Origin of the sequence: Rhodococcus pseudokoreensis (genome assembly GCF_017068395.1) — a bacterium.
Lineage (GTDB): Bacteria > Actinomycetota > Actinomycetes > Mycobacteriales > Mycobacteriaceae > Rhodococcus_F > Rhodococcus_F pseudokoreensis.
Map to the genome: position 1 here is coordinate 586,770 of NZ_CP070619.1, position 15,893 is coordinate 602,662.

At 68.7% G+C, this 15,893-nt stretch carries 16 protein-coding genes; 4 read left to right on the forward strand and 12 right to left on the reverse strand.

Going from position 1 to position 15,893, the window contains the following annotated elements:
- The first annotated feature begins 49 nt into the window (after nucleotides 1-49).
- A complete protein-coding gene (locus JWS13_RS08125) occupies nucleotides 50-697 on the forward strand; it encodes an FHA domain-containing protein (protein ID WP_087555723.1) in 648 nt (215 codons plus the stop codon).
- On the opposite strand, the gene JWS13_RS08130 is transcribed toward JWS13_RS08125, so the two are convergent.
- The 5 genes from JWS13_RS08130 to JWS13_RS08150 all read right to left on the reverse strand — a co-directional run bounded on the left by JWS13_RS08130 (nucleotide 698) and on the right by JWS13_RS08150 (nucleotide 6,450).
- Complete coding sequence (locus tag JWS13_RS08130; RefSeq protein ID WP_206005224.1) at nucleotides 698-1,660, reverse strand: alpha/beta fold hydrolase; 963 nt, start codon at nucleotides 1,658-1,660, stop codon at nucleotides 698-700.
- Between the two features lie 270 nt (nucleotides 1,661-1,930).
- Nucleotides 1,931-2,230: a hypothetical protein gene (locus JWS13_RS08135; RefSeq protein ID WP_206005225.1), complete on the reverse strand. Its 300-nt coding sequence runs from the start codon at nucleotides 2,228-2,230 to the stop codon at nucleotides 1,931-1,933.
- A gap of 126 nt (nucleotides 2,231-2,356) precedes the next feature.
- Nucleotides 2,357-2,770: a hypothetical protein gene (locus JWS13_RS08140; RefSeq protein WP_192581894.1), complete on the reverse strand. Its 414-nt coding sequence runs from the start codon at nucleotides 2,768-2,770 to the stop codon at nucleotides 2,357-2,359.
- A 135-nt stretch (nucleotides 2,771-2,905) separates the two neighbouring features.
- A complete protein-coding gene (locus JWS13_RS08145; protein ID WP_206005226.1) occupies nucleotides 2,906-4,636 on the reverse strand; it encodes an acyl-CoA dehydrogenase family protein in 1,731 nt (576 codons plus the stop codon).
- Between the two features lie 68 nt (nucleotides 4,637-4,704).
- Nucleotides 4,705-6,450, reverse strand: a complete 1,746-nt coding sequence (locus tag JWS13_RS08150; RefSeq protein ID WP_206005227.1) for a proline--tRNA ligase — start codon at nucleotides 6,448-6,450, stop codon at nucleotides 4,705-4,707.
- 56 nt (nucleotides 6,451-6,506) lie between these two features.
- Here JWS13_RS08150 and yaaA point away from each other — a divergent pair, with 56 nt between their 5' ends.
- Nucleotides 6,507-7,250, forward strand: a complete 744-nt coding sequence (gene yaaA / locus JWS13_RS08155; RefSeq protein WP_206005228.1) for a peroxide stress protein YaaA — start codon at nucleotides 6,507-6,509, stop codon at nucleotides 7,248-7,250.
- 56 nt (nucleotides 7,251-7,306) lie between these two features.
- Here yaaA and JWS13_RS08160 read toward each other — a convergent pair whose 3' ends face one another.
- Genes JWS13_RS08160 through JWS13_RS08175 form a run of 4 tightly spaced genes read right to left on the reverse strand, consistent with a single transcriptional unit; the run spans nucleotide 7,307 to nucleotide 10,776 of the window.
- Nucleotides 7,307-7,699, reverse strand: a complete 393-nt coding sequence (locus tag JWS13_RS08160; RefSeq protein WP_160098946.1) for a universal stress protein — start codon at nucleotides 7,697-7,699, stop codon at nucleotides 7,307-7,309.
- On the reverse strand, nucleotides 7,696-9,255 hold the full coding sequence (locus JWS13_RS08165) for a tripartite tricarboxylate transporter permease (RefSeq protein WP_072937858.1): 1,560 nt from the start codon (nucleotides 9,253-9,255) through the stop codon (nucleotides 7,696-7,698). The genes JWS13_RS08160 and JWS13_RS08165 overlap by 4 nt, the downstream gene beginning before the upstream one ends.
- A gap of 1 nt (nucleotide 9,256) precedes the next feature.
- A complete protein-coding gene (locus JWS13_RS08170) occupies nucleotides 9,257-9,790 on the reverse strand; it encodes a tripartite tricarboxylate transporter TctB family protein (protein WP_206005229.1) in 534 nt (177 codons plus the stop codon).
- Entirely contained in the window at nucleotides 9,787-10,776 is a 990-nt protein-coding gene (locus tag JWS13_RS08175) for a Bug family tripartite tricarboxylate transporter substrate binding protein (protein ID WP_206011535.1), read from the reverse strand. Before JWS13_RS08175 ends, JWS13_RS08170 begins: the two co-directional genes overlap by 4 nt.
- Nucleotides 10,777-10,843: 67 nt before the next feature.
- Here JWS13_RS08175 and JWS13_RS08180 point away from each other — a divergent pair, with 67 nt between their 5' ends.
- Nucleotides 10,844-12,460 carry a sensor histidine kinase gene (locus JWS13_RS08180; RefSeq protein WP_206005230.1) on the forward strand — a complete coding sequence of 539 codons (1,617 nt, stop codon included), beginning with the start codon at nucleotides 10,844-10,846 and terminating at the stop codon, nucleotides 12,458-12,460.
- 30 nt (nucleotides 12,461-12,490) lie between these two features.
- Nucleotides 12,491-13,165 carry a response regulator gene (locus JWS13_RS08185; RefSeq protein WP_087555714.1) on the forward strand — a complete coding sequence of 225 codons (675 nt, stop codon included), beginning with the start codon at nucleotides 12,491-12,493 and terminating at the stop codon, nucleotides 13,163-13,165.
- Between the two features lie 11 nt (nucleotides 13,166-13,176).
- On the opposite strand, the gene JWS13_RS08190 is transcribed toward JWS13_RS08185, so the two are convergent.
- The 3 genes from JWS13_RS08190 to JWS13_RS08200 all read right to left on the reverse strand — a co-directional run bounded on the left by JWS13_RS08190 (nucleotide 13,177) and on the right by JWS13_RS08200 (nucleotide 15,849).
- On the reverse strand, nucleotides 13,177-13,938 hold the full coding sequence (locus JWS13_RS08190) for a trypsin-like serine peptidase (RefSeq protein ID WP_206005231.1): 762 nt from the start codon (nucleotides 13,936-13,938) through the stop codon (nucleotides 13,177-13,179).
- A gap of 62 nt (nucleotides 13,939-14,000) precedes the next feature.
- On the reverse strand, nucleotides 14,001-14,372 hold the full coding sequence (locus JWS13_RS08195) for a glyoxalase superfamily protein (protein ID WP_206005232.1): 372 nt from the start codon (nucleotides 14,370-14,372) through the stop codon (nucleotides 14,001-14,003).
- Nucleotides 14,373-14,415: 43 nt separating this feature from the next.
- Nucleotides 14,416-15,849, reverse strand: coding sequence for an MFS transporter (locus JWS13_RS08200; protein WP_206011536.1), 1,434 nt, complete (start codon nucleotides 15,847-15,849; stop codon nucleotides 14,416-14,418).
- Nucleotides 15,850-15,893 lie beyond the last annotated feature (44 nt).

Sequence of the window (15,893 nt, forward strand, 5' to 3'; positions counted from 1 at the left end):
CGGCGATTTCCGTTCTTGATCTTGCTCATCGGACACACTGGAGGGCACGATGGAAGCGTGCGGAAGGGGTGTCCCCGTGGACCGAGCCGTTGAGTCTCGACTGAGCTATTCCGACAGGGAGGGTCACCACCACACCGTGGACCTCTCCCCCACTTCCGCGCGCGTCACCATCGGACGGTCCCCCGGCTCCGATCTACTTCTCACGGAGGACGACGAGGTCTCGCGACTCCACGCCGTGCTCGAATGCGTCGGCTCGCACTGGACCATCCTCGACGACGGTCTTTCCCGTAACGGCACGTTCGTCAACGGCGAGCGCCTCGCCGGCAGGCGCCGGCTCCGGCAGGGCGACAGCATCCGCATCGGCGGAACCAAGATCCGCTACCTGGAATTCGGTGGCGCTCTCGACGAGGCCACCCGGATGGGGACCGACATGCCCGACGTCCGGTCCCTCACCGACACCCAGCGGGCGGTCCTCACGGCGCTGTGCCGCCCGTACAAGCACGGCGCCGCGTTCGCGAATCCCGCCTCGAACCAGCAGATCGCGCAGGAACTGTTCCTCAGTGTCGATGCGATCAAGACGCACCTGCGGGCGCTGTTCGCGAAGTTCGGCGTCGGCGATCTCCCGCAGAATCAGAAGCGGGTCAGCCTGGCCGAGCGGGCCATGCGCAGCGGCATCATCAACGAGCGCGATCTCTGATCAGCACGCGGCCATCAGCTCGCGGTCGCGCGCGGCCGTCTCACCGTGGGCGATCCGCTCGACGAGTCCGATGATGGCGAGCGCGACGTCGGCCGCGCGGTCGAGGATCACCGAGTGTCCCGCGCCGTCGACGCTCACGAGTTCCGAAGCGGGGAGCTTCGAGGCCATCGCGACGGAATGCTGGAACGGGGTCAGCATGTCGACCGAGCCGCACAGGATCAGCGACGGAATGTGCGCGAGCGCCGTCAGGGAGTGCCGCTCGTCGAACCCGAGCAGGGATTCGAGGAAGCTCGACATGGTGACGACGGACGTCGTGTTGACCATGGCCGAGACCAGCGCCGCGAGTCGCGGATCGACGGCCCGGTTGCGAGCGCCCGCCGCACGGGCGATCGCGGTGCAGACGGTGCGACCAACTCTCTTGGATCCGTGCACGACCCGCGGTGCCCGCCGCACCGCGGTGCGGAACAGCGACACCGCCGGGCTGCGCAGGTGGCGACCGAGACCGGCCTCGGCGAGATCGCACGCCGCGGTGGAGATCAGGGCCATGCCCACGATCCGCGAGCCGATCGTGTGCGGATTCTGCCGCGTGTAGGACAGCGCTGTCATCCCGCCCATCGAGTGCCCGACGAGAACGACCGGACCGTGCGGTGCGACGGCGTCGAGGACGGAACCGAGGTCGCGGCCGAGCTGATCGATCGTGTAGGTGGCGGCCGGCGCCTCCCCCGACTCGCCGTGCCCCCGGTGATCGTAGAAGACCATGCGAACGTCGTTGCACCAGAAGCGAACCAGCTGTTCGCGCAGCGCCCACCACGACTCGGTGCGGAGGCAATGACCGTGGACGAACACCACCGTGGTGGCCGCGTCGGGCGAACCGAACTCGCGAACCGCGAGCGGGACCCCGTCGTCGGTCCTGACCGTGAGACGACGACCTTCGTGCTCATGTGCAACCGGGGTGTTCGTCATGATGGCCTCCTCGGTTTCTTCGCTCGCGGCTGGTGAAGCGTTACGTCCTTGCTTGTCCCCTACTCTGCCGCGCACCGTCGGCACCAACCAGAACCCCCAGTGGTGACCTCCGCACCCGGAGGTGTCGCGCATTCCACCCCTGGGGTGGGTGGACACGGGCATGCCGGACATCCCCCTCCCGTCGCCCGCTACTGGAGGGTGTTCGCTGCTGCCGATTCAGGATGCGGTGCCCGGGCGGGCACCACCAGGCACCCCGGGGTGGGGAACCCGTCACCCCCAGGGAAGGCCCGGGCCGCCCTGCCCGCCGAAGTCGTGGCCGCCGACGCTCGCTCCGCCGGGCCCGGCCTTGATCCCGTCCACCGCGATCGGCCCGACGTGGGGGCCGCCGATGTCGACGTTGCCGCCCTGTGCGTTCGGTCCGGGAGCAAGGGTGCTCACGGAGGGGTCGTCGGACGGGGTGTCCGGCGCCGCCGACGCGATGCCCGCGCCCGCCGCCAGGACGAAGAACGCGGCCGCGACGGTGGCACCGGTGCGGGTGAGGACAGTGGAGAAGCCGAGGGAAGTCGACATGGGAAGAACCTTTCGCAGTGCGTGGCAGGGAGGCGGGGTGGGCGGTACGGGCATGGCACCGAGGGGCCGGCACCTGACGGTGTCGACCCCTCGGATGTTCAGCGAGATCGAGCGATCACGACTCGGTCAGAAGCAGAAGACGAACCCGCAGTTCTGGGTGTTGTCCGTGGTGGTCGTGTCACCGGCACCCGCGCCGCCGTTGGCGGAGCCGCCGTTCGCATCCCCGGCATTGCCTCCATTGGCATCCCCGGCGTTCCCGCCGTTTCCTCCGTTGCCACCGTTACCGGCGTTCTGGGGGCCGGTGGTGGTACCCGGGCTGCCGATGACCGGACCGCCCAGCACGACGTTGCCACCGGAGCCGTTGCCGCCGGCGCCGCCGGCGCCGCCCTGAGAAGTGCCTCCGTTGCCACCCTGCGAGGTGCCGCCCGGTGCCGTGCCGCCGTTGCCACCCGGATCGGCGGAGGCGATTCCTGCTCCGGCGGTGAGGGCGAAGCCCGCGATCGCGAGAGCGGAGAGGGTGCGCTTGAAGGTGTGTGCCATGTGTGGATCTTTCTGTGGGGGTGGGGTTTTGCTTGCCACATAAGAATGCGCTGAGAGCGCCCACCCGGACAGATACCCCAGGGGGCGCAAGCGGCACCCCGAGGGATGACGCCGCCCCACCCCGTGGAGCCGTGACTACGGCCGCATTTCGTACGCCCCGTCGTAGCTCTCCACCTGCGCCCACACCCGCGAAAATCGTTCCGCGTCCACGACCGGCCGGCGGATCGCTCCGAGCGCCCACTGCTGCTGAGCATCGGTGGCAGACGATTTACCGTGCAGCGCAACGGCATAACGGGAGAAGTCGCGGATCTGGAAGTCGAAGATCTGGTCGATCAAGTCGCGGTCGATGCCGGCGATGTCGGCCTGCTCGAGAATCAGGTGCCCGTAGACCACGAGTGAGAACAGGTGCCCGAGGTCGAGCAGGAAGTCGAGGTCCTTCTGCTGGTCGGCGTCGGGCGGGGCGGTGGTGAGCAGTTCCCGCAGCGCCGTCGCCTGCTCGTGGAACCTGGCCACGTTGGGGACGTCCGAATGCGCCTCGTACGCCTTCGTCCAGTCGTGGAACTGGATCTTGCCCGCACCGCGGGTCGGTCCCTGCGCCCAGAAGAAGGCGTCGTCGGCGGCGTCGAGGCGGGTGCCGATCTCCGGGTACTCCGCGGGGTTGAGCAGGTAGTTCGGCATGAACTTCAGGATCAGGCCGACGTTGACGTGCACCGTGCCCTCGAGCTTCGGCAGGGTGCCGATCAGCTGGGCGGCCTCCCGGAAGTAGGTGTTCTTCTCGTAGCCCTTCGCCGCGATCACGTCGTGCAGGAGCGCGATCACCTTCTCCCCTTCGGAGGTGACCTTCGCCTTCGTCATCGGATTGAACAGCAGGTACCGGCGGTCGTCGAGACTGGCGCTGCGGAAGTAGTCGACGGAGCGGGCGCTGAACAGCTTCATCGCGACCAGCCTGCTGTACGCGTCGACGAAGTTTCCGCGCACGTGCGGGAAGTCGGTGACAGGGTTTCCGTACAGAATCCTATTGTGCGCGTGGGTGATCGACTCGTAGAACGCGTGCTCGGAGATACCGATGGAACCGGTGCACAGGTTGAACTTGCCGACGTTGACCGTGTTCAGCGCGGCCTCGAACGCGGCGACCCCGGTGTGCAGGATGTCCTCTCCCCGCACCGGGTAGTCCTCGAGCCGGAACGTGCTGACGTACATCTGGCCGTGCACCACGTTGCCCTGCAGGTGGTACGCTGGGTGGCGGCTGTCCGCGACGAAGAAGACGTATCCGTCGCTGCCCTCGACGTCGGTGCGCCTGCCGAACACCGACACCATGCCCGCGACGTTGCCGTTGCCGATGTAGTACTTGTCGCCGCTCGCGGTGAACGCGAGATCCGGGTCGCCCTCGGCGGGGGTCAGCAGCATGTCCGTCGAGTAGACGTCCGCGCCGTGTTCGCGCTCCGACAGACCGAACGCCAGCACCCCGCCGTCGTCGAGGAGTTGCGCGGCGCTATCCTTCGCCGCCCGGTTCCCGCTCATCCAGATGGGGCCGAGACCCAGGACCGTCACCTGCCACGCGTACCAGTACGCCAGCCCGTAGAACCCGAAGATCTCACTGAGCGCGGCGTTGCGTGCGGCATCCCAGCGCTTGCCCGGATCGCCGCCCGCCGACTCGGCTGGCGTGAGGAACGTGGCGAACAGCTTCTCCCGTTTCACGAACTCCAGGAAGTCCTCGGGCCAGACCGCCTCGAGATCGTCCTCGATGAGCCGCTTCTTGCCCCGCGACTCGAACCACTCGATCAGCGCCCGCAGCAGTCTGCGCGTCTCCGGATCGAAATGCTCGGGATCGTAGGAGTTCGGATCGAACAGCAGGGAGTTCGTCACAGCAGGCCTTTCGTCCGGACGTGTCAGGCCAAGCTAACAGTCCGGACGAAAGGCGTGGGGCGGTTTGATCAGCCCCTGACGGTCTTGACGATCTCGCTCAGCGCCGACTCGGCGGCCACCTCGCGGCTCTCGCCGGTGAAGCGGTCCCGCACCTCGACCTTGCCCTCGCCCCACCCGCGGCCGACGACCACGACGAGCGGGACACCGAGCAGTTCGGAGTCCTTGAACTTCACGCCCGGCGACGCCTTGCGATCGTCGAGGATGACTTCGAGACCGGCCTTGTCGAGGTCGGCGGCCAGTCCCTCGGCGCCCTCACGAGCAGTGTCGTCCTTGTTGGCGATCACCACGTGCACATCGGCGGGCGACACCTCGGCCGGCCAGCGCAGGCCCTTCTCGTCGTGGTGCTGTTCCGCGATCACGGCGACGAGGCGGGAGACACCGACGCCGTAGGACCCCATGGTGGGCCGGACGGGCTTGCCGTTCTCGCCGAGCACGTCCACGGAGAACACGTCCGTGTACTTGCGTCCCAGCTGGAAGACGTGACCGATCTCGATGCCCCGGGCAGCGACGAGTTCACCGGCGCCGTCGGGTGACGGGTCGCCGCCACGGACCTCGGCGGCCTCGATCGTGCCGTCCGGGACGAAGTCGCGGCCCGCGACGAGCCCGACCACGTGCTTGCCCTTCTCGTCGGCTCCGGTGATCCAGCTGGTGCCGTCGACGATGCGGGGGTCGACGAGGTACCGGACACCGTTGGCCTGCAGCGCCTTCGGTCCGACGTAACCCTTGACCAGGAACGGGTTGGCCTCGAAGTCCACTTCGGTGAGCAGTTCGAACTCCGCGGGCTCGAGCGAGGCTCCGAGACGCTTGTCGTCCACCTCGCGGTCGCCGGGAACACCGATGGCGAGCAGTTCCCACTCGCCGCCGGGCTGCCGGGTCTTGACGAGGATGTTCTTCAGCGTGTCCGCGGCGGTGACGGTCCGGCCCAGGTCTGCGTCGTTCGCCCACGCGACGAGCGTCGCGATCGTGGGAGTGTCCGGTGTGTCGTACACCTTCGCGGCAGGTAGTCCGTCGAACGGAATCGGCTCGGGAGCCAGCGTCTTCACGGCCTCCACGTTGGCGGCGTAACCGGACTCGACGCAGCGGACGTACGTGTCCTCACCGATCTCGCTCTCGGCGAGGAACTCCTCCGACGCGCTGCCGCCCATCGCACCGGACGTCGCCGACACGATCACGTACTTGACGCCGAGCCGGGCGAAGATCCGCTCGTACGCGTCGCGGTGCGCCTGGTACGACTCGGTCAGGCCCTCGTCGGTGAGGTCGAAGGAGTACGAGTCCTTCATGACGAACTCGCGGCCGCGGAGGATGCCGGCCCGCGGGCGCTCCTCGTCGCGGTACTTGGTCTGCACCTGGTACAGGGTGACCGGGAAATCCTTGTACGAGTTGTACTCGCCCTTGACGGTGAGCGCGAACAGTTCCTCGTGGGTGGGGCCGAGCAGGTAGTCGCCGCCCTTGCGGTCCTTCAGGCGGAACAATCCGTCGCCGTACTCGGTCCAGCGGTTGGACGCCTCGTATGGTTCCCGCGGCAGCAGGGCGGGCAGGGAGATCTCCTGCGCACCGATACCGTTCATCTCTTCCCGCACCACCCGCTCGACCTCGCGCAGCACGCGCAGACCCAGCGGCAGCCACGAGTAGACACCGGGCGCGATTCGACGCACGTAACCGGCGCGGACCAGCAGCTTGTGGCTGGGGACCTCGGCGTCGGCGGGGTCGTCGCGCAGCGTGCGGAGGAACAGGTGGGACAGGCGGGTAATCACGGGATACCAGAATAGTCGGCTGGGACGAGGCCGGGCGCGTCGGTAGGGTTTCCTGCGTGCTGGTGCTACTTCCTCCCTCCGAAACCAAGTCCGACGGCGGCGCCGACGCGCCCCTGGACCTGGCCGAGCTGTCCATGCCGCAGCTCACCGAAACCCGCGAAATGCTGGTCCAGTCGCTGGTCACGCTGGCGGCGGACGGGGAGGCGTCGCAGCTCGCGCTCGGCCTCGGCCCCACCCAGGCCGACGAGATCGAGCGCAACGCCAAACTGTGGGTCTCCCCCACCCGGCCCGCACTCGAGCGCTACACGGGTGTGCTGTTCGACGCGCTCGACGCGAAGTCGTTCACCAGGGCGCAGAAGTCCAAGGCGCTGTCCCGGCTGGCGATGGGGTCCGCACTGTTCGGTGCGGTCCGCGCCGGTGACCTGATCCCCGCCTACCGGCTGTCGGGCGGATCGAAGCTTCCCGGGCTGAGCACCCTCCGGGCGTTGTGGAAGCCGGAACTGTCCCGCGCGATCACCGCCGAGGCGGACGGACTCGTCGTCGACCTGCGGTCGGGGACGTACCAGCAGCTCGGACCGATCCCCGAGGCCGTGATCGCCACGGTTCTCACCGAGAAGCCGGACGGCACCCGCACCGTCGTCAGCCATTTCAACAAGCATCACAAGGGTCTGCTCGCGCGGGCGCTCACCGTGTCCCGCGCCGAACCCCAGGACGTTCGCGGGGTGGCGCGGGTGGCGGCGAAGGCCGGACTGCGCGTCGAGGTCGCGTCGGATCGCGAGCTGATCATCCTCACCGACTGACCCCCACCCGTGAGTACTTCTCAACCGCCGGCGGTTGAGAAGTACTCACGGGTGCGTCAGCGCTCGTCGGGTTTGACGGCCAGCACCGGTTTGCGGCAGGACAGCAGCAGGCGCTGGGCGGTGCTTCCCATCAGCAGCTTCCCGACCGGGGTGCGGTCGCGGATGCCGATCACGAGCAGTTCCGCGTTCGGCGCCGTCATCGCCTCGAGGATCACGTCGACGGTCTCGTCCCCGACGATCTGCCGGACCTCGTGGTCGATCCCGCTCGCGGCCAGTTTGCCTTCGAGTTCCTGCAGGTGCGCGTTGTCGGCGAACGACTGATCGGCGAGGGAGTCGCCCTTCGACGAGTTGATCACGAGCAGCGACGTCCCGCGCAGCTGCGCCTCCGCGACGCCGTGTTCGAGGGCCGCCCCTCCGAACTGGTCGGGGGTGTATCCGACGACGATCATGCGTGTGCCTTCTCTCTGGTGTCGGTGGAGTCGCCGCCGGCCGGTCCGTCGGGGAAATCGGGCGCCGCGACGGGGTAGTGCGCGCGGACGACCTTGGCGACGAGGGGTGCGATGAGGAGCACGGCGATCACGATGTAGACGATGATCGCGACGGGCTCGGTGAACAGGCTGCCCCAGTCGCCGCCGCCGAGTTGCAGGCTCTGCCGCAGTTGCCGTTCGATGCGCGGCCCGAGGATGACGCCGATGATCAGCGGCAGCACCGGCAGCCCGAACCTCCGCATCATCAGACCCAGCAACCCGAACGTCAGCAGCAGCGCCAGGTCGAGCCATTGGAGGTTGACGGCGAACGCGCCCAGTGCGGCGAAGAACAGGATGCCCGCGTACAGGTAGGGGCGCGGGGTGCGGAGCAGCTTCGCCCACAGCGGCGCGAGCGGAAGGTTGAGCACCAGCAGCAGGAAGTTGCCGATGAACAGGCTGGCGATCAGCGTCCAGATCAGCAGCGGTTCCTTCTCGAACAGGGTCGGTCCCGGCTGGATGCCGTACGACACGAAGGCCGTCAGCATGACCGCGGCCGTGGCGTTGGTCGGCAGACCCAGCGACAGCATCGGCACGAGTGTGCCTGCCGCCGACGCGTTGTTGGCGGCCTCGGGGCCTGCAACACCTTCGATGGCGCCCTTGCCGAATTCGTCCTTGTGCTTCGACAGCTTCTTCTCGGTGATGTAGGAGAGGAATGTGGGCAGTTCTGCGCCGCCCGCGGGCAGCGCGCCGAACGGGAACCCGTATGCGGTGCCCCGCAGCCACGGCTTCCAGGACCGCTTCCAGTCGCTCTTGCCCATCCAGGGCCTGCCGACGGGGATGACCTCGGCCGGTTTGCGGCGGAGGTGCGCGGCGACCCAGAGGGCCTCACCGAGCGCGAACACGGCGACCGCGACGACGACGATGTCGATCCCGTCCGACAGTTGCGGGATGCCGAACGTGGCACGCGGCTGGCCGGTGAGGAAGTCGATGCCGACCAGCCCGATCGCGAGACCGAGCAGCAGGGAGATGCATCCGCGGAGCTTGGAGGTTCCGAGGACCGCGGTGACGGCGACGAGGGCGAGCAGCATGATCGCGAGGTACGACGGCGCACCGAGGGTGACCGCGAAACTCGAGACGGCAGGCGCGAAGAGCACCAGGAGCATCGTGCCGATGGACCCGGCGACGAACGACCCGATCGCGGCGGTCGCCAGGGCCTGCGCGGCCCTGCCGGCTCTCGCCATCTTGTTGCCTTCGATCGCCGTGATCACCGAGGACGATTCGCCCGGCGTGTTCAGCAGGATCGACGTCGTCGACCCGCCGTACATGCCGCCGTAGTAGATGCCGGCGAACATGATGAACGCGGCGCTCGGGCTGACGTTGTAGGTGACGGGCAGCAGCAGGGCGACGGTCATGGCCGGTCCGATGCCCGGGAGCACACCGACCGCCGTGCCGAGCAGGACGCCGATGCAGGCGTAGAGCAGGTTCATGGGGGTGGCTGCCTGCTCGAACCCCTGCAGCAGCCAGTTCAGATTGTCCATGTCAGAGAATTCCGTCCAGAATGCCTGCGGGCAGCGGTATTCCGAGCCCGACGTAGAACGCGTAGAAGCTGCCGAATCCGAGCACGGCCCCGATGGCGATGTTGCGCACCCAGTGCCTGCTGCCCAGAATGGTTGCGGCCCCGGCGAACAGGACGGTGCCGATGATCGCCCAGCCCAGGAAGTCGACGAGCGCGATGGTCAGCACGAACAACCCGACGAGCAGACCGACCGTCTTCCAGTCGCCCGGGGAGTCCGGGTCGACGTCCTCGCCGCTGTCGGCGTCCCCGGTCGAGCCGCGCAGGATCGCGACGGCGAACACCACCGACAACACCAGCAGTCCCCCACCGATGACGAGCGGGAACAGTCGCGGGCCCACCGGGTCCACCTTCGCGAAGCCCTCGCTGAGCGACAGCGCGTCGACGACGAGGAACACCCCGATCACTGCCAGCACCGCGCACACGACGAACTGCGCGTAGTCCCTCCGCTTCGGCGCCGTGTCCGCGGAGACGGCGGACGGTTCTGCGGGCGCGGTCATGTCAGCCCCAATTCGGCCAGGGTGGACGAGACCCGCTCGTCCTGGTCCCGGAGGAACTGCTCGAACTCCGGTCCCGTCATGAAGGCGTCACTCCAACCGTTCTTCACCAGGGCCTCCTTCCATTCCGGTGTGTCGTGCAACTTTTGGAGCGCCTCGACCATGTCGGCCTTGGCGCCGTCGGACAGCCCTGGCGGCGCCAGGATGCCCCGCCAGTTGGTGAAGGTCAGGTCCACCCCGGCCTCGGTGAGCGTCGGCGCGTCGACACCTTCGACCCGCTCGTTCCCCGACACCGCGAGGACCCGGACCTGGCCGGCCTCGATCTGGTCGACGTACTCGCCGAGACCCGACGTGCCCGCGGTGATCTTCTTGCCGAGCAGGGCCGTCAGCAGGTCGCCGCCGCCGTCGTAGGACACGTAGTTCACCGCGTTCGGGTCCACTCCCACCGCGCGTGCCGTCTCCATCGGGAACAGGTGGTCGGGGCCGCCGGGCGAGGAACCGCCGCCGATGGTGATCGACGCCGGGTCGGCACGCCAGGCGGCCACGAAGTCGTCGATGGTCTGCAGCGGTGAATCCGCGGGCACGAGAATGCCCTCCTGCTCCTCGACCACCTTGGCCAGCGCGGTGGCATCGGAGACACGTGCGGTCGAGCCGTTGGTGTAGCCGGCGCCGACCACGCCGAGACCCATCATCATCATGAGGTCGTCGTTGCCGGCCTCGTTCATCAGCCGGGCCATCGCAACCGTCCCACCTGCACCGATCACGTTGAAGACCTCGACGCGGCCCGTGATGTCCTCGTCTTCCATGATCTTCACCGCGGTCCGCGCCGTGAGGTCGTAGCCGCCGCCCGGACTGTTCGGAACCATCATCCGCACCCTGTGCAGGCCCTCGTCCTCGCCGCGGGTGACCCCGCAGCCGGCCACGAGGAAGCCCACGAGCGCGAGCAGGAGCAGCGCCCGTACCCTGCTCCCGCTACCTGTTCTCGACATCGTTCCCCATTTCGCCATGAATGTGATCTTCCGCAATACTGAACCTCGGGCGTGATGCACGTCACCTATGCGAACGAAACGGAACTTAAGTTCATTGTGGTCACCACTTCATCCCCGCGTTCGTAGCCTCGCGGGCCAGGTCCTGCTCCTCCAACTCGTCGTCGTCGGCGTCGTGCTGCTCGCGGTCGCCGCGGTGTCGGTCCACCAGTCGACCGTGGAGTTCCGCGACCTCCAGGGGCAGCGCATGATCGCGGTGGCCGAGAACGTGGCGTCGACGCCGGTGGTACGCGACCAGCTGTCGGACCGCTCGGTCGAGCGGGTACTGGCACCGGAGGTCGATCGCGCCGTCAACCTGTCGGGCGCCACGCTCGCCGAGATCGTCGCGCCGAACGGGACGGTCACCGTGTCCTCCGATCCGACCCGGCTCGGGGTCCCCGCGGAACTGGGCGCCAGCGACGTCATGACCGGACGCGCCTGGTCGGGCGACGTGGACGTCGACGGGCGCCGCGCCATCGTCGGGCACGTCCCGATCCTGTCCGCGACCGGGGACGTCCTCGCGGTCGTCTCCGTCAGCGACGACTACCCGTCCATCTGGGACCTGCTCAGCAGCGCGGGTGCGCGTCTGCTCCTGTACCTCGGGATCGGCGCCGGCCTGGGGCTTCTCGGCTCGTGGCTGCTGTCGCGCCGCATCAAGACCCACACCCGCGGACTCGAAATCGCCGAGATCGCAAGCCTCGCCGACCATCGAGAGGCCCTGCTGCACAGCATCCGCGAGGGGGTGGTCGCGGTGAACCCCGACGGAGTGATCACCGTCCTCAACGACAGCGCCCAGGAACTGCTCGACCTCACCGGCGACGCCGTCGGCAGGCACGTCGACGACGTCGCTCTCGACCCCGCCGTCCGGCAGTACCTCCTCACCGGGGAGGACGGCCGCGACGTCGTGCTGTCGACGTCGTCGCGGATGCTCGCGCTGAGCCGCCGGGCCGCGACCAGCCAGGGCCACAAGATCGGCACCGTCACCACGATGCGCGACAGCACCGAACTGGCGTCGATGCAGAGCCAGCTGTCTTCGCACAAGAGCGTCACCGACACCCTGCGGGCGCAGACGCACGAGTTCGCCAATCAGCTGCACACGATCTCGGGGCTGACGCAGCTCGGCGACTACGACGCGGTCACCGAGTTCGTCGGCACCCTCACCCGCCGACGCGCGGAGATCAGTGATGCTGTCACGCAACGTATCTCGGATCCAGCCGTGGCCGCGCTGCTGATCGCGAAGACGTCGCTCGCCGCGGAGACCGGAGTGGCGCTGACGCTGGAACCGGATTCGCACCTGCACGCCCTCGACCCCGAACTCGCCACCGACGTGATCACCGTGCTCGGCAACCTCATCGACAACGCCGTCGACGTGTCCGAGGGCGGCCGGGACGCGCGGATCTCGATCCGGATCACCGACGACGACGGCATTCTCATCGAGGTCGCCGATTCCGGCCCCGGAGTTCCCGAGACGATGCGGGAAGAGATCTTCTCCCGCGGGGTCACCTCGAAGCCCGGCACACCCGGCGGCCGCGGAATCGGTCTCGCCCTGGTCCGTCTCGTCAGCTCCCAGCACGGCGGGTCCGCGGCCGTCTCGGACGCACCCGGCACCGGTGGTGCCTTGTTCACCGTCCACGTGCCGCGTAGCTAGACTCTCCGACCATGACGGGACGGCGTGGCAATGTATGAGGTCCTGGTCGTCGACGACGACTTCATGGTCGCGGAGATCCACCGCCGATTCGTCGACAAGACACCGGGGTTCACCACGGTCGGGGTGGCGCGGACCGCCGCGGAGGCCCTCGAATCGGTACGCACCGGCAACCCCGACCTCGTGCTCCTGGACGTGTACCTACCGGACATGTCGGGTCTCGACGTCCTGCAGCGACTGCGCGCCGAGGGCAACGCCGTCGGCGTCATCATGATCACCGCCGCCCGGGAGATCGACACCGTCAGCCGCGCATTGCACGGCGGCGCCTCCGACTATCTGGTCAAGCCGTTCGACTACACGCAGCTGCAGGAGAAGCTCGAGAACTTCCGGCGTCGCGCCCGCGCCCTCGAATCCCAGTCCGGCGCAGACCAATCACTGATCGACTCCCTGTTCGGGGGCAAGGGCAAGAATCCGGAGCCGAGCCGGCTCCCGAAGGGACTCAGCGCCGAAACCGGCCGCCTCGTGCTCGACATCCTGCGGTCGAAGGGCGAACTGTCGTCGACCGAGTGCGCCGAACTCGCCGGACTCTCGCGGGTCAGTGTGCGCCGCTACCTCGAGCACTATCTGTCCGAGGGACTGCTGGAGGTCCGCCTCGAGTACGGGGGCGCGGGCAGGCCCGTGCGCCGGTACCGTCCCGCCCCCCGCTGACCCGGGCACCGTCAGGATCGGGTGCAGGTTCCCGGCAGCGCGAACGGTGTCGAATCGCCCGCGCCGCGACTCTCCGCCCGATGCAGCAGGTCGAGCGTGGCAGCGCCGAAGGCCGGCGAGTAGGACACCGAGTCGGTGCACCCGCCGTGGTCCAGGCCCCCGACGAGGGCGACGACCCGCGGACCCGCCACCCACGGGCCACCGCTCGTTCCGTCGCCGAGACCGTCACAGACCACCGTCGGATAACTGTCCGTCGACGTGGTCGCGGCCGTGCACGACACCGGACTGTCGCCCAGCGTCGGGTAGCCGGTGACCGCCACCGTGGTCTCGGCCGCCGGTGCCGGCGCCAGTTCGAAGCCGCCACCGACCACCGATTCGACCGAAGCGGGCACGGTGGTTCCACTCGGCGCCACCCGGAGAACGGCGTAGTCGTGCTGCGGGTCCTGCGACTCCAGCCAGGCGGGGTCGACATAGATCTGGGACACCGTCCACACACCGAACGGAGCCACGCCGCGGTCGTATCCGGGGGCGAACGACAGGGCGCCGCCGGACCCTGCGATGCAGTGCGCGGCGGTGAGCACGAGGTCGCCGTCCGTGCTGTCCAGTACCGATCCGGTGCAGACATGGATCGGCGTCCCGGCCAGGAACAGCGGACCGACGCGTGGGTCCGCTGCGGCGGGCGCGGCGGTGGCCGGAACCCCGGCCATCCAGGAAGCCAGCAGCAGGCCTGCTGCAACTACCCCCGTGCCGAGCGTGCGGGAGGGTGTGAGCACAGGACCATCATGCTCCGCCCGGCCTGCGCGGGCGGGCCGATTTCTGCGACCCGCCGTGCCGGTCAGCCGCGTTGCGGAAGCTGCTGCAGCGCCCACTGGTTGCCGTCGGGATCGGCGAAGTACACGAAACGCCCCCACGCCAGATCCTGCACCTCGCTGACGGGCACACCGCGGGACGACAGTTCCGCGTGGGCGGCGTCGGCGTCGTCGATGACGATCTGCAACCCGTGCACCGAGCCGGGCGGGGTGTCGACCAGGCCTTCGCCGACGGCGATCGAGCACGCCGATCCGGGCGGGGTGAGCTGGACGAACCGCACATTCTCGTCCACGCGGTGATCGTGGTCGACGACGAAGCCGACCTGGTCGGCGTAGAACGCCTTGGCCCGGTCCACGTCGGACACCGGCAGAATGATCAGCTCGATTTTGTAGTCCATGACCGGATGCTAGCGACGGTCTCCCACACCCGGGCCGGAACGCTCACGCCTGCTGCGCGGCCTTCTCGGCGGCCTGCGCCTGCGCGACCTGTTGCGGGGTGAAGCGGATGAACAGCGCGGCGAATCCGGCGATGAGGGCGCAACCCGCACTGCCGACGAGGGCGAAGGTGTAGCCGTTGCCCAGTGCCTCGAGTTGCGCAGGGTTCATGTCCGCGACCTTGCCGGAGATGCCACCGAGCGACAGGGTGCGCGAGGTGGCCATCGCCCCGATGACCGCGAGGGCGAGGGGGCCGCCGAGGGTCTGCGCCACCTGCGCAATGGCGGCGAGCGGCCCGATCTCCGTTTCCGACACTCCGGCGATGGCGCACAGCGGGAGCGGGACCACGGCGAGTCCGGCGCCGAACCCGATACCGATGACCGGCACGAACAGGTTGGCCAGGTAGGTGGCGGAACTGTCGAGGGTCGACCCGTAGAGCAGCCCGACCACCATGATCGCGGCGCCGGCGACCACGAGCCACCGGGGCTGGATCCGCACGGCGAGCTTGGACGCCACCGCGGCGGCGCTGCCGAGGCCGAACGCGAACGGAATGAACGCGAGGCCCGCTTCGAGGGGGCTGTAGCCGAGGATGTCCTGGACGAACAACGCGACGAACGCGGCGACCGTGAACATGACGGCACCGGCGAAGAAGATCGCGACGAGCGTCGCCACCCGGTTCTTGTCGTGGAACAGCGAGAACGGCAGCAGCGGGTTGTCGGCCGTCCGTTCGACGTACAGGAACGCGCCGAACAGCAGCAGCCCGGCGACGAGCGCGCCGATCACGTACGGACTCCCCCAACCGAGTTCCGGGCCCTCGGTGAGCGCGAACACCACACCCGTCGCCGCGACCGTCGCGAGGACCGCCCCGGGAACGTCGAGGGCCAGGCGTTCGCCCGCGGTCTCCTTCAGCGCCACGAACGCGCACCCGACGATGACGACCCCGATGGGCACGTTGATGAGGAAGATCAGACGCCACGACACCTCGGTGAGGGCGCCGCCGATGATCAGGCCAGCGATGGACCCGATGCCTGTCATGGCCGCGAAGATCGCGATGGCCTGGTTGCGCGCGGGTCCGGCCGCGAACGTCGTCGCGACCAGAGCCAGCGCCGTCGGCGACGCCACCGCGGCGCCGACGCCTTGCAGGAACCGGGCCGCGATCAGCATGAACTCACCGACGGCGAGACCGCACAACAGCGAAGCGACGGTGAACAGGGCGACACCGCCGACGAACATCTTCTTCCGGCCGAACGCGTCACCGAGCCGTCCGCCCAGCAGCATGAGGCCACCGAAGGCGAGCGCGTACGACGTGAGCACCCAGTTGCGGCCGCTGTCGCTCAGACCCAGGTCGGCCTGCAGCGGCGCGAGCGCCAGATTGGCGACGGTGCCGTCGAGGACCACCATCATCTGCAGCCCGCTCAGCACCACGATCGCCAGCCCCATCACGCGGGTGGCGGCGGGCGGATTCACCGCGGTTCTCGCTGCAG